The organism is Comamonas sp. Y33R10-2 (assembly GCF_019355935.1).
GTDB lineage: Bacteria > Pseudomonadota > Gammaproteobacteria > Burkholderiales > Burkholderiaceae_C > Comamonas.
On sequence record NZ_CP079925.1, the window covers coordinates 391,566 to 404,568 of the forward strand.

Genomic DNA, 13,003 nt, shown 5'->3' on the forward strand with positions numbered 1-13,003 from the left:
CAGTCGTCCAACATACGAAAAGCCTGTTTTTTGGAGCAAAATTCTAGACGTAAAAAAACGCCTCTCATTGTGAGGCGTTTCTCTATTGGTCGTCGCTAGATTAGTAGCTGGAGCCGCCGCCATAGCCATCGTTGCCATAGCCAACATTGGAGCGCGAGCTGGAGCGGAATTCGCGAGCGCCGCCGGAGCTACGGCCTTCTTCGCGAGGTTTCGCAAGGTTGACGACGATTGCGCGTCCGTCAACGGACATGCCGTTCAATGCAGTAATAGCAGCTTGTGCCTCTTCTGCAGATCCCATTTCTACAAACGCAAAGCCTTTAGAGCGACCGGTCTCGCGATCCATCATGATCTTGGCGGAGGCAACGCTTCCAAATTCAGAAAAATTGCTTTTCAGAATGGCGTCGTTCACGGAATAAGGCAGGTTGCCAACGTAGATTTTTGTGCTCATGGTAGAAGCCTTTTTAATGATGCGTCAAAAATTGACGCATCGTTTGGAGTTGGCTGTGAGGATTGTGGTCCGTAGCAACCAGATGAAGTTAAGCGCTTGTTAGAGGCTCAACATGTTGAGGGCGGCATTGATGCCTGCAGCCAGCCTTGAGTCACAGCATAAATTTTTGCTGCTTCGGTCGTGGCAAATGTTTTGTCAAAGCGGAAAACACGGCAGTAGCTGCTGTTTTTCTGTGTGCGCTGAAGTGCGAAGGAGGCTTGAAAGCGACCGCAATGTGTCTTGTGTGCTGAGGGCGTAACGAAGTACTTGCCCATGGAAATAGGAGAGAGTGGAATCTAATTCAATCAGAGCGCAGCTTGAAAAGCTTGCATGAGCTGTCGATAACTCGTTTGGCTGCTGCTCGACAGCCAACGGCGCGATAGGTTTCGCGGAAAAATTTAGCGGGAGGATTTTTATCTTCTAGCTGGCGTTGCAGTAAAACTTGTTGGAATTATTTTGCAACGCCGACCATTATAAGTGTTTTGTGAAAATCGTGCCAATTTTATTGGCTTTACTTTTCTTTTATTTGTTATTTTGTGCTTTTAGGGGCTGCCGTTTTAGCCTCAATAATTGCCATGGATCGGTTGTCTGTATTTAGCGGATTGTAAATCCTGAGCATTTCATCAAAGCTGAGGCCGAACCAGCCCTGCGAAGCGTGGTCGCAGGGCTTTTTCTTGGCCTCGCTCTTAAGCGGCGAAAAATAAATATCGCTTAATTACGCTGTTGCTTAGTCGTTATTTCTAGCGTCTTGTGCAGTTTTGGGTGGTGTTTATGCGAACACTCCAGCGCTTTCTTGCATATGAGTGCTAACAGTGCCCAGATGATGCAAGGTGTCGCCGCCCGTCATCTCCATCTGCGTGAGGCGTTTGAAGTAGTGGCTACCTATGTATTCATCCGTCACGCCGATGCCTCCATGCAGTTGCACGGACTGCTGACCCACGTAGCGCATGGACTGGCCCAGCTGAACCTTGGCGCGTGCAATGGCCAGATGGCGCTCTTCGGCCGGAGCGCTTAGCTTGAGGGTGCTGTAATAGCTCATGGAGCGGGCCATCTCCAGCTGCATTTTCATATCGGCCACGCGGTGGCGCAGGGCCTGAAAGCTGGAGATGGCCACGCCGAACTGCTTGCGCTGGTTCATGTACTCGGTGGTGAGCTTGAGTGTCTGCTCCATCACCCCCACACCTTCGGCGCAGAGGGCGGCATTGGCCACGTCCTGCGCCAGCGTGAGTGCGGCGAGGCCGTTGCTGGTGATCAGTGTGGCGGGCGCTGCCTTGCAGACCAGATCGGCCGCGCGGGCCTCATCTTGCGTGGCGTAGCCGGTGGTAGTGACCCCAGTTGCGCCGTTTTCGACGAGGAAGAGTGCAATCTTGCCGTCCAGCTGGGCTGGCACGATGAAGGCATCGGCTTTGTCACCTGCAAGAACTATGTTTTTTGTAGCATCTACCGCGTAACCACTGGCAGTTTTGCTTGCTTTTGCATCGCAAACATCAATACGGTAGCGCGCTTTGCGCTCCTGAGATGCGAGCACGACAAGTTTCTCGCCCGTAGCAATCTGGGGCAGCCAGTGTTGCTTGATGGCTTCGCTGCCAAATTGGCTAAGCAGGGTGGATGCCACAAAAGCCTGCGCCAGTGGCTCCATCACCAGGCCGCGGCCTAGTTCTTCCATCACCACCATTACATCAGCCGCACCCTGACCCAGACCACCGTATTGCTCGGGCACGGTGAGAGCTGTCAGGCCCAGCTCGGCCAATTCGTTCCAGGCCTCGCGCGAGAAGCCGCCTTGTTTGGCGATGCTCTGGCGGCGCTCGAAGCTGTAGCCCTTGTCGACCCAGCGGGCCACGGCGTCACGCAGTTGTTGCTGGTCGTCAGAAAAATCGAAGTCCATATTTGTCTCCTGCGGCCTTTAGCCAAGAACTGTCTGCGCGACGATGTTTCGTTGAACTTCGTTCGAGCCGCCGTAAATGGTCGTCTTACGCATATTGAAATAAGTCGCTGCCAGAGGAGCGTTGCTGAGCGCGCCGCCGGGGAAGTTGCCTTGATAGCCCGCCTCCATCGCCTCTTGCACATAGGGCAGAGAGTAGGGCCCGGCGGCCAGCATCATTAGCTCGGCATAGCGCTGCTGAATCTCGCTGCCCTTGATCTTGAGCAGACCAGCAATATCGAGTGGGTTCTTGCCCGATTTCATGGCCGAGAGCACGCGCAGCACCAGCATCTCCAGCGCAATGACATCAATCTCTAGCAGGGCGATCTGGTCGCGAAATCTCGGTTCTTCCCACACACCCTCGGCCTTGGCAATACGCTTGACGCGTTCCAGCTCGCGCTTGGCGCGGTTGACGTCCGCAATATTGGTGCGCTCGTGGCTTAGCAGGTGCTTGGCGTAGGTCCAGCCCTTGTTTTCTTCACCGATAAGTTGGTCGGCAGGCACTTGCACGTTGTCAAAGAAGACTTCGTTGACTTCGACAGAGCCGTCCAGCAGCTTGATGGGGCGCACGGTCACGCCGGGGGATTTCATGTCGATCAGCAAGAAGCTGATGCCGGTCTGCGGTTTGCCTTCGTTGCTGGTGCGCACCAAGCAAAAGATCCATTCGCCGTACTGGCCCAGCGTCGTCCAAGTCTTTTGGCCGTTGACGATGTAGTGGTCTCCCACGCGCTCGGCACGGGTTTTGACGCTGGCCAAGTCCGAGCCAGACCCTGGCTCAGAGTAGCCTTGGCTCCACCAGACTTCGCCGCTGGCAATGCCGGGCAAAAAGCGTTTTTGCTGCTCTGGCGAGCCATAGGCCATGATGACGGGCGCCACCATCACCGGGCCAAAAGGCACGATGCGCGGCGTGCAGGCCATCGCGCATTCTTCCTCGAACAAGTGCTTTTGCACGGCCGACCAGCCGGGGCCGCCAAATTCGGTGGGCCAGCCGTAGCCCAGCCAGCCTTTTTTGCCCAGAATTTTGGCCCAGCGCTGCATGTCGTCACGCGTCAGTTCTAGGTCGTTGCGTACCTTGTGCGCAATGTCTTCGGGCAAGTTAGCTCGCACCCAAGTGCGGACCTCCTCGCGAAATACCTGTTCTTCAGGGGTGAATGCCAAGTCCATGCGGTGTCTCCAGAAATTCTGGATGTTTTGTAGCACGCACGTTCTTTTTCTGGCTGTCCGGGCTGTGACACGGAAGGGTTCCCCCTGAGCGGCTGCGCCGCCTCCCCCAAGGGGGACGACGCCCTCGCTGCGAGGCGGCGCTTGCTGGCTGTCTCTTTCATGACCGCGCCAGTTTTAAGCACTTGCTGGCTAGCGTTTTTAGTGAAACAGGTCGATTGCGCTTATCTGGTAAGCGCAAGCAGCTATCAATTTCAATTCTGCGGCTTATTCAGCTGGCACTGTCTGAGTCGCTGGCGGCTCCACGCCCAGCGATTCGCACAGCATTTGCACGGTGGCGCGCAGCTGCGCCACTTCGGCTTCCAGCGTATCTACGCGTTGCTGCAGGGCGGACGCGTTGCTGCCGCCCGTGCTGGCGCTAGCCGTGCTTTGAGCGCTTTGCAGAGCTGTGATATCGACCGGGCCGCAGAGCAGATGAGCCCAGCGCTGCTCGCGAGCGCCGGGCGCACGGGGTAGTTGTACGACCAGCGGGCCGCCTTTTTCATCGCTGCGCTCGCGCAGTTCATCCAGAAACGCTTCGACCGAGGAGATGTCGGCAAAGCGGTGCCAGCGTTCGGAGTTGATGCGCAGCTCGCCCGCAGTCTGTGGCCCGCGCAGTGTCAACAAGGCCAGCAGCACGGCAGATTGGTCGGGCACGCCGATGCCGCGGGGAAAGTTGTGCTCGTAGCGGGTGGTGCGGGAGCCGCTGATCTGCACACTCAGTGTTTTCAGGCGCAGGCTGTCTAGAGCTTCCTGGGCTTCGCCTTCGCTGACTTCCATCACCGGGTCGCGGCTGGATTTTTGGTTGCAGCCGGTGATGAGGCTGTTGAGTGTGAGCGGATAGCTGTCCGGCACGGTGCGGGCTTTTTCCATCAGCGTGGCTAAAACGCGAGCTTCAATGGGGGTGAGGGGGATATTGCGTGGGTCAAAAGCCATGTGGTTGTCTCCTTCAAAGTCTTAGAGCGGCGCACGGGTACGGCGGGCAATTACCAAGGCTAAGCCCGTCAATGCGACAATCGCCGCCCATGAAAAACATCGTGATCCTGATCTCGGGCGGCGGCTCGAATATGGCCGCCATTGTGCGTGCATCCCAGCAGCAAAAATGGGCAAAGCAGTACAACGCCCGGGTTGCAGCCGTGGTCAGCAACAAGGCTGATGCCAAAGGTTTAGGTTTTGCACGCGACAACGGCATCGCCACCGAGGTGCTGGATCACAAGCAGTTTGACAGCCGGGATGCCTTTGATGCCGAGCTGATGCAGGTGATTGACCGCCATGCGCCAGATTTGGTGGTGCTGGCCGGTTTTATGCGCATTCTCACCCCCGGCTTTGTGGCGCATTACGAAAGCCGTCTCATCAATATCCACCCCTCGCTGTTGCCGGCCTTCACGGGTCTGCACACGCACCAGCGCGCTATTGATGCGGGCTGCAAGTTTGCCGGTGTCACGGTGCACCGTGTCACGGCCGAGCTGGATGTGGGCCCCATCCTCGATCAGGCCGTGGTGCCAGTGTTGCCTGGTGACACGGCGGACATGCTGGCGGCACGGGTGCTGGTGCAGGAACACATCATTTACCCCCGTGCGGTGCTGAATTTGCTCAAGAACTGATAGCTGCAAGCCATTGTTTGGCGGTGACTTGAAGTTATTTTGGCGCTCAATCTGAGCGGTAGCCATAAATCAACATCATCAAGTGCGCATAGGCCAGCAGATAGAGCACATGGTTGACGCGGGCGGAGAGCGCGCCATAGGCAGGCGTGCTGATCAAGGTCTGCTTGGACTGGGCCGACATGCGCACGAAATCAACCACGGACGGCGAGAGGTGGGTGGGCAGCAAGCGACCAAAAATCCAGACCTCCAGCCCCAGCCAGACGGCGACCACCAGCATCCCCATAGGCACGGACCAGAACGTCAGCGGTAATTGCTGCAGAGCGGGGGGCAGGTAGGGAAACAACATGGGCGCATAGTCCAGCGCCATCAGCACCATGGTGGAGCACAGCAGCAGCATGCGTCGCAGCAGGCTCAGAATATTGGGTCGAAAGTGCGCAGAGGCCGTGGTGTTGGGCAGCCAGCGCACCATGAAGTGGGAGCCTAAATGGTCAATCAGCCAAAAGCTCAGGAAATACAGTGTGCCCACGACCAGCGCGTAGGCCTGCATCTGCAGCGGGGCGCTGCCGCGCAGCCAGTCAATACCTTGCTCCCAAATTTCAAACATGGCATCCCTGTTGAGTGTGCATGCGCCCACTGTAGGTGATTGCAGTTTGCAATCACTACCCTGGTTCTTCAGCTCAGTGCTTTATTCGACAATGCGGCGAAAGCGCGGCCGCTCCACGCCATCAATCACCACGGTCTCATTGAACATGGCGGCAGGGCGCACCCACAGGCCGCGCTCGCCATACAGGGCGCGGTACAGCGTCATAGGCTCTAACGTTTCGCTGTGGCGCACAGTGTCAATCACCTCGTAGGGCATACCTTTGTAATGCTCGTACAGGCCGGGCGGTGTGGTGATGAGGGGCGGCAGATTGTGATCGGACATGATGGATTTAAAAAGATGAGCTAGAAGTCCATTGCTCAAAAGGACTAGAGCGTGTTTTTACTATGAATCTGAGCTGCCGCTTGGGCGTCATAGATTTCTAGCGCAAGCCAAGGCTAGGGGGACAGTGGGACAATTGGGGTTATGCATCCCAAACAGCTTCTCGACGCTTGCGCTGAACTAGTCAAGCGCGCCATGACTTTTGAACACGCGGCTGACTCCGTGGTGTCTTACTTTTTCCGCGAAAACCGTTACCTCGGTCCGCGTGAACGCGCCACTTTGGCCGAAACTACTTACACCGTTCTGCGCAAGAAGCTGTTGTTTGAAGGCTTGGCCCATTCCGGCAGCGGCCCGCGTGAGCGCCGTCTGGCCATTCTCGGATTTTCTGCTGTGCTGCGTGAGCAGGGCAAAAAGCAAGGCAACGTCAAGAACAAGGACGGCCTAGACAGTGAGACCTTTATCAAGGCTGCGCTGACGCCTCAAGAACTCAAGTGGCTGGACGCCTGCGACAACATCAAGCCCGATGAGCTGATGGAGTCGCACCGCCACAACCTCCCAGAGTGGATGGTTGAGCCGCTTAAGGCGCAGGTGGGTGACGAATTCTGGGCCTTGACCGAGAGCATGGAAAAGGCGGCGCCGCTGGACTTGCGCGTCAACGCTTTGAACGACAAGCCCGCTGAAGTGCGCAAAGAACTGGAAAAAGCCGGCATCAAGGCTAAACCCACACCGTTCTCGCCTTTGGGCCTGCGTATCGATGGCAAGCCTGCGCTGGCCAAGGTGGATGCCTTCAATCGAGGCGCCATTGAGGTGCAAGACGAAGGCTCGCAACTGCTGGCGCTAATGCTGGACGCCAAGCGCGGCGAGATGGTGGTGGACTTTTGCGCCGGCGCTGGCGGCAAGACGCTGGCCATTGGCGCTTCCATGCGCAACACCGGACGCCTCTACGCGTTTGACGTGTCGGGCCACCGTCTGGATGCGCTCAAGCCGCGTCTGGCGCGCTCTGGTCTGTCTAATGTGCATCCCGCAGCGATTGCTCATGAGCGCGATGAGCGCGTCAAGCGCTTGGCTGGCAAGATTGACCGCGTGCTGGTCGATGCGCCTTGCTCGGGCTTGGGCACCTTGCGCCGCAACCCCGATCTGAAGTGGCGTCAAAGCCCCAAGGCCGTGGAAGAGCTGACAGTCAAGCAAGCCGCAATTTTGGAAAGCAGCGCTCGTCTGGTTAAGGCCGGCGGCCGCCTGATTTACGCGACTTGCTCCATCTTGCCGCAGGAAAACGAAGCCATTGCCGAAGCCTTCAGTGCTGCTCACCCTGAGTTTGAGTTGCTCAATGCTGCTGATGTGCTCGAGCAAATCAAGGTGGTTGACGGCGACAAACTGTGCAGCGGTGGTGAGGACGGCAAGCGCTACCTGCGCCTGTGGCCACACCGTCACCACACAGACGGCTTTTTTGCCGCCGTCTGGGTGAAGAAGGCCTAAGCTGAGTGCAAATCCGGTATCCGCTGTCGGGGTATCAGCAGTAGGCTTCTAAGCTGCGCGCCTAAAATTGCACGACCGTGCTTTCCATGTGGGCATGGTTTTTTGCCGAAGGCTTTGATACTTATGTCGTTGGATATCGGTTTGCTCTGGTCAGTTGTCGTGGAATGGATGGCCAATGGCCTGTGGGATTTGTCTTGGTGGCAGTTGCTGCTGTACGCGCTGATCACCACCCACTTCACGATTGCGGGCGTCACGATTTTTCTGCACCGCAGTCAGGCGCACCGCTCGCTTGACTTGGGGCCTGTTCCTTCGCACTTCTTTCGTTTTTGGCTGTGGCTGGGGACGGGCATGGTGACCAAGGAATGGGTTGCCATTCACCGCAAGCACCATGCCAAGTGCGAGACCACCGATGATCCGCATAGTCCCCAGACGCGAGGCCTTGGCAAGGTGATGCGCGAAGGTGCCGAGCTGTACCGCAGCGAAGCTAGTAACGCAGAAACCATCAAGAGGTTTGGCCACGGCACTCCTGATGACTGGCTGGAGCGCAATCTGTACTCCAAACATTCAGTTTGGGGCCCCACGCTGATGCTGATTCTCAACGTGGCGCTGTTTGGCGTCATCGGCCTGAGTATCTGGGCCGTGCAAATGGTCTGGATTCCGTTTTGGGCGGCGGGCGTGGTCAATGGCCTTGGCCACTTCTGGGGCTATCGCAATTACGAGGCCAGCGATGCCTCCACCAATCTGTCGCCCTGGGGCATCATCATTGGTGGCGAAGAGCTGCATAACAACCACCACACCTACCCAACGTCAGCCAAGTTCTCTGTCAAACCCTATGAGTTTGATATTGGCTGGCTCTATATCAGCATCCTGCAAAAGCTAGGCTGGGCCAAGGTCAAGAAGACACCGCCGCGCCTGCGCATGGGGGTGGTCAAGCCGGTGGCGGATGAGTTGACGCTGGAAGCCATCATTGCCAACCGCTACGAAGTCATGGCTCGCTATGCGCGTGGCGTGCGCTCTGCGGTTCAGCATGAACTGGACTTGCTCAAGCAAAAGCAGGCGCAAAAGTCAGAAGTCTCTTTGCTCAAGGGGGCTCAGCGCTGGCTGCATCGCGATGCAGAGAAGGTGCCTGAGCGTGCCCAGGGCCAGCTGGCGCAGGCGCGTGCCGCTCATCCGGTGATTGACCAGATGCTGATCATGCGTGAAGAGTTACGTCAGCTGTGGCTGAATACTTCGCTCAGTCGTGAGCAGTTAACCAGTCAGCTGCAGACGTGGTGTCAGCGTGCCGAGGCCAGTGGTATTGCTGCGCTGAAAGAATTTTCTATGAAACTTCGCGCTGTCCACGCCTGAGGTGGAGTTTGAACAGCTGTTGCCAGATTCTGGCCACGGCTGGCCTACCAGCTTTTGTTCCTTGCAGCCGTTCTGAATCCATGTTGGTTTGCAGGCGGCTTTGCTCTTTGTGGACTTGAAGGCTTTGAACTGAAGCGGTTTTGCCCACTGCGCTTAGTTGCACCCAGGTGTTGCTAGGGCAGCGCCAACTTTGCCCGGTATGCAACTCTAAGATCTGGCTGAAATGATGATCACTGAAATCTAGCGGACTAATGGCCAGGCGAAGCGGGCCCTGTTGGCAGAACAGTTCGCAGCCTTGCTCAAGCTGCAGCGACAGCGCTAGTCCGCCGCAGAGTCTGTGTATTTTTGGGGTCAGGTCGGGTTGATGCATGGTAGCTTGAGGTCTGTGATTCAGGCCTTCAAGCGTAGATAAGAGCGGTATTTCAGAACAGACACAGCAAAGCGTTGGATTGCCATAGCAGTGCAGATTGCAGTTCATCTGTTTCGGTATATTTTCCGATTGTCTGTATCTGTTGCAGAACAGGGCTTGCTGGCATGATTCCCTTCCAGTCGTTTGCTTTTGCCCCATGCTGACTTCCTCCAACCCTGATTCCCCACCGGTCGATGATCTAGCAAGTGAGGTGCCTGGGCCGCTTTATCAGCGGCTGGCAGCCCACTACAGCGCGGCCATAGAGATGGGGGCTTTATGCCCTGGCGAGCGCATGCCATCGGTGCGCGAGTTGATGGCGCTGCATGGCGTCAGCCTTTCGACTGCATTGCAGGTGCTGCGATTTTTAGAAGCGCAGGGCTGCCTAGAGGCAAGGCCGCGTGTGGGCTACTTTGTGCGCGAGTCTGCTGCTGCGCGCATTCCTTTGACCAGCGAGCCAGATCTCAGCCAGCCTGTGGCGCCCAATCCGCATGCGCACTTCGTGGGGATCAATGAGCATATTTCCCTGCTGCTGGAGTGCGGACGCCAGGCCGAGGTCTATATGGATATAGGCGGCTGCACGCCGCCTGCAGCCCTGTTTGATCACCACTATCTGAACAAGACCGTCACCAAATTGCTGCGGGAGCATCCGACTCTGCTCTCGCAAGGACGCTCCTTGCTGGCCAATCAGGGCAACCACCCCTTGTTTCAGCAGGCTATGGCTCGGCGTGCTCTGGCCTCTGGCATTCGAGTGGCGCCGGCTGATGTGCTGGCGACGACGGGTAACTCTGAAGGGGTGAGTTTGGCGCTCGCGGCAGTGGCTTCGCCTGGCGACATGGTGGCCGTAGAGTCGCCCACCTATTACGGGCTGCTGCAGGTGGTGGAGTCGCTACAGCTCAAAACGCTGGAGATACCCTGCAGCCCGCGAACAGGTATGTCGATTGAGGCGCTGGAACTGGCCTTTCAGACCCAGCCGCGGCTCAAAGCTGTAGTGGTGGTGCCAGAGCTGCAGATGCCGCTGGGCGCACGCATGCCCGACGAACACAAAGCCAGATTGGTTGCACTGTGTGCAGCCCATGGTGCGGCGCTGATTGAAGATGACTCCTATGGGCTGTTTCTGGAGGGCAGTCAGTTGCCGCGGCCGCTTAAGGCCTGGGACAGCGCTTCGGGTAATGTGATTTATTGCCAGGCGTTTAACAAAAGCTTGGCCCCGGGTCTGCGTCAGGGCTGGATGAATGCCGGTCAGTGGCATGGCCGGGTGCAGATGCTCAAATTCGCTCAAAGCCGCAACACCCAGACCCTTGGGCAGTTGGTGGTCGCTGAGGTGCTGGGGTCACCGACGCATCAGCGCAGTCTGGAAAAGCTCAGGCAGCAACTCAAAAGGCAGCGTGAAGCTATGGCCAGACTGGTAGCCAGATACTTTCCCATAGGCACACGCATGAGTCTGCCTGCCGGTGGCTTGTGTTTATGGTTGGAGTTTCCTGCCGAAATGCGTACTTCAGACCTGTTTACTTCCGCTTTGAGGCAGGGTATCCGAATTGCGCCGGGCAGCATGTTCTCTAACTCGGGGCGTTACGAACATTGCATGCGGCTGGCTTGCACGCATGAGGTTGACGCCTTGATGGAGCGGGCGATGCAGGGGTTGGGTCGCATGGCCTGTCTGCAATTGGGGCAGAGCCCGCGCATTTGAACGCGCCCGAGCATAAAAAAACCGCCTGCACTTGCGTGAGGCGGTTTTTTCAAGAAACGGCTGAATTACTTCAGCTTGGTTTCCTTGTACTCGACATGCTTGCGAGCCTTGGGGTCGAACTTGATGATCGACATCTTTTCAGGCATCGTCTTCTTGTTCTTAGTTGTGGTGTAGAAGTGACCTGTGCCAGCAGTAGAAGCCAGCTTGATCTTTTCGCGTCCGCCTTTGGAAGCCATGTTGATTCTCCTTAGTGGAAATTAAGCTTGGCCACGGGCGCGCATATCTGCGAGCACGGAGTCGATGCCGTTCTTGTCGATCAAACGCAGAGCAGCGCTGGAAACGCGCAGGCGCACCCAACGGTTTTCTGTTTCGACCCAGAAACGACGATGCTGCAGGTTAGGCAGGAAACGACGCTTGGTCTTGTTGTTTGCGTGGGAAACATTGTTGCCCACCATGGGCTTCTTGCCCGTAACTTCACATACGCGTGCCATTTGGACACTCCGATAGTTGAATCGGCTGTCAGCGCTGCCACTCTGCATTGCGCAGAAGGTTGCCGACAACCTCACCTCGCCAGTTTGTAATGGGTGGCGGTAGCCCGATTGCGGAAGTCCTGATGGCACAAACATAAAAAAGCGCAAAGAAGCGCTTGATCTGTACTACCGAGAATTCAGCAAAGTCTTCGATTATAGCGTTTTCAATAAAAAACCCCTGAGGCTGGCCAAAGAAGGCCAAGCTCAAGGGCTTTTGCGAGAGTTGCTAATGCAGCGTTAGCTGCTAATTAGGACTCTTGCTCCAAGAAGCGCTGTGCATCCAGTGCTGCCATGCAGCCTGTGCCGGCACTGGTGATGGCTTGGCGGTACACATGGTCTTGACAGTCGCCAGCGGCAAATACACCGGGGACACTGGTTTGCGTGGCAAAGCCCTTGAGGCCGCCTTGTGTGACGATGTAGCCGTTTTCCAGCTCCAACTGACCTTGGAAAATATCGGTATTGGGGTGGTGGCCAATTGCGATAAAGGCGCCTTGCAGGGCAATCTCTTCTGTATGGCCGTCTTCGGTGCTCTTGATGCGGATGCCATTCACGCCAGACTGATCGCCTAGAACTTCATCAAGGGTAAAGAAGGTTTTGAGTTCAATCTTGCCTTCTTTGACCTTGGCCATCAGCTTGTCCACAAGGATGGGCTCGGCCTTGAACTTGTCGCGGCGGTGCACCAAGGTGACTTTGCTGGCGATGTTGGACAGGTACAGAGCCTCTTCTACAGCGGTGTTGCCGCCGCCGATGACGCACACGGGCTGCTCGCGGTAGAAGAAACCATCGCAAGTGGCGCAGGCCGAGACGCCGCGGCCCATGAAGGCTTCTTCAGAGGGCAGGCCCAGATACTTGGCCGATGCGCCAGTGGCGATGATCAGCGAGTCGCAGGTGTAAGTGCCGCTGTCGCCTGTCAAGGTGAAGGGGCGCTTGGAGAAATCGACCTTGTTGATGTGATCAAACACGATCTCAGTCTTAAAGCGCTCTGCATGCTCTTGAAAACGCTGCATCAAAGCTGGGCCTTCTACGCCCATCACATCGGCTGGCCAGTTGTCCACTTCAGTGGTGGTCATCAGCTGGCCACCTTGGGCCATGCCGGTGATCAGCAGTGGGTTGAGGTTAGCGCGAGCCGCGTACACGGCAGCTGTGTAGCCGGCAGGGCCGGAGCCTAGGATGAGAACTTGAGCGTGTTTGGTGATGGACATGAAGCGTGATTCTGAAAATAAGCAAGCCGACAACCGGCGCGCAGTCATGGAAGAATTAATAGGATGTGTGGGAGTATCGCTCCGTCACAAGGCCTGCGCGTGCAGCGGTTTTTAATCACTGCAATTGTTAAAAATGATAATTAAAAACCGCTTGCGTGCACTATTAGAGTGCTTTGTTGCATGTGCTTGCATTAGGCTACTCAATCGCCTTAGCTGAA

15 protein-coding genes are annotated in these 13,003 nt (G+C 56.7%); 4 read left to right on the forward strand and 11 right to left on the reverse strand.

Features of this window, described 5'->3' with window-relative positions; all coding sequences use genetic code 11:
* Positions 1 to 100 precede the first annotated feature (100 nt).
* The 5 genes from KUF54_RS01675 to KUF54_RS01690 form a co-directional block, all read right to left on the reverse strand.
* Positions 101 to 448 carry an RNA-binding protein gene (locus KUF54_RS01675; RefSeq protein ID WP_219344674.1) on the reverse strand — a complete coding sequence of 116 codons (348 nt, stop codon included), beginning with the start codon at positions 446 to 448 and terminating at the stop codon, positions 101 to 103.
* Between the two features lie 107 nt (positions 449 to 555).
* Positions 556 to 762, reverse strand: a complete 207-nt coding sequence (locus KUF54_RS17515; RefSeq protein WP_370627568.1) for a hypothetical protein — start codon at positions 760 to 762, stop codon at positions 556 to 558.
* A 494-nt stretch (positions 763 to 1,256) separates the two neighbouring features.
* On the reverse strand, positions 1,257 to 2,372 hold the full coding sequence (locus KUF54_RS01680) for an acyl-CoA dehydrogenase family protein (protein WP_219344676.1): 1,116 nt from the start codon (positions 2,370 to 2,372) through the stop codon (positions 1,257 to 1,259).
* Between the two features lie 18 nt (positions 2,373 to 2,390).
* Positions 2,391 to 3,572 (reverse strand): acyl-CoA dehydrogenase family protein, encoded by a 1,182-nt coding sequence (locus KUF54_RS01685; RefSeq protein ID WP_219344678.1) that lies wholly within the window; start codon positions 3,570 to 3,572, stop codon positions 2,391 to 2,393.
* Between the two features lie 264 nt (positions 3,573 to 3,836).
* Positions 3,837 to 4,544, reverse strand: a complete 708-nt coding sequence (locus KUF54_RS01690) for a YceH family protein (protein ID WP_219344680.1) — start codon at positions 4,542 to 4,544, stop codon at positions 3,837 to 3,839.
* 89 nt (positions 4,545 to 4,633) lie between these two features.
* Between KUF54_RS01690 and purN the strand changes: the two genes are divergently transcribed.
* A complete protein-coding gene (purN, locus tag KUF54_RS01695) occupies positions 4,634 to 5,212 on the forward strand; it encodes a phosphoribosylglycinamide formyltransferase (protein ID WP_219344681.1) in 579 nt (192 codons plus the stop codon).
* Positions 5,213 to 5,258: 46 nt separating this feature from the next.
* Here purN and KUF54_RS01700 read toward each other — a convergent pair whose 3' ends face one another.
* Together KUF54_RS01700 and KUF54_RS01705 are read right to left on the reverse strand one after the other, a co-directional pair.
* Positions 5,259 to 5,816, reverse strand: a complete 558-nt coding sequence (locus KUF54_RS01700; protein WP_219344683.1) for a hypothetical protein — start codon at positions 5,814 to 5,816, stop codon at positions 5,259 to 5,261.
* An 81-nt stretch (positions 5,817 to 5,897) separates the two neighbouring features.
* Positions 5,898 to 6,137, reverse strand: coding sequence for a DUF1653 domain-containing protein (locus KUF54_RS01705; protein ID WP_219344685.1), 240 nt, complete (start codon positions 6,135 to 6,137; stop codon positions 5,898 to 5,900).
* A gap of 141 nt (positions 6,138 to 6,278) precedes the next feature.
* Here KUF54_RS01705 and KUF54_RS01710 point away from each other — a divergent pair, with 141 nt between their 5' ends.
* Both KUF54_RS01710 and KUF54_RS01715 read left to right on the forward strand, forming a co-directional pair.
* A complete protein-coding gene (locus KUF54_RS01710) occupies positions 6,279 to 7,610 on the forward strand; it encodes an RsmB/NOP family class I SAM-dependent RNA methyltransferase (RefSeq protein WP_219344687.1) in 1,332 nt (443 codons plus the stop codon).
* A 123-nt stretch (positions 7,611 to 7,733) separates the two neighbouring features.
* Positions 7,734 to 8,957, forward strand: coding sequence for a fatty acid desaturase (locus KUF54_RS01715; RefSeq protein WP_219344689.1), 1,224 nt, complete (start codon positions 7,734 to 7,736; stop codon positions 8,955 to 8,957).
* Here KUF54_RS01715 and KUF54_RS01720 read toward each other — a convergent pair.
* Complete coding sequence (locus tag KUF54_RS01720; RefSeq protein WP_219344691.1) at positions 8,929 to 9,327, reverse strand: hypothetical protein; 399 nt, start codon at positions 9,325 to 9,327, stop codon at positions 8,929 to 8,931. The two genes, KUF54_RS01715 and KUF54_RS01720, sit on opposite strands and share 29 nt — an antisense overlap.
* Positions 9,328 to 9,523: 196 nt before the next feature.
* Between KUF54_RS01720 and KUF54_RS01725 the strand changes: the two genes are divergently transcribed.
* Positions 9,524 to 11,053: a PLP-dependent aminotransferase family protein gene (locus tag KUF54_RS01725; RefSeq protein ID WP_219344693.1), complete on the forward strand. Its 1,530-nt coding sequence runs from the start codon at positions 9,524 to 9,526 to the stop codon at positions 11,051 to 11,053.
* A 65-nt stretch (positions 11,054 to 11,118) separates the two neighbouring features.
* Here the strand turns inward: KUF54_RS01725 and rpmG are convergent, their stop codons facing one another.
* The 3 genes from rpmG to trxB form a co-directional block, all read right to left on the reverse strand.
* A complete protein-coding gene (gene rpmG / locus KUF54_RS01730; protein WP_054067538.1) occupies positions 11,119 to 11,289 on the reverse strand; it encodes a 50S ribosomal protein L33 in 171 nt (56 codons plus the stop codon).
* Between the two features lie 21 nt (positions 11,290 to 11,310).
* The gene (gene rpmB / locus KUF54_RS01735) at positions 11,311 to 11,544 is read right to left on the reverse strand and encodes a 50S ribosomal protein L28 (RefSeq protein ID WP_219344695.1); all 234 of its coding nucleotides are present in this window, start codon (positions 11,542 to 11,544) and stop codon (positions 11,311 to 11,313) included.
* A gap of 287 nt (positions 11,545 to 11,831) precedes the next feature.
* A complete protein-coding gene (gene trxB, locus KUF54_RS01740) occupies positions 11,832 to 12,785 on the reverse strand; it encodes a thioredoxin-disulfide reductase (protein WP_219344697.1) in 954 nt (317 codons plus the stop codon).
* Positions 12,786 to 13,003 lie beyond the last annotated feature (218 nt).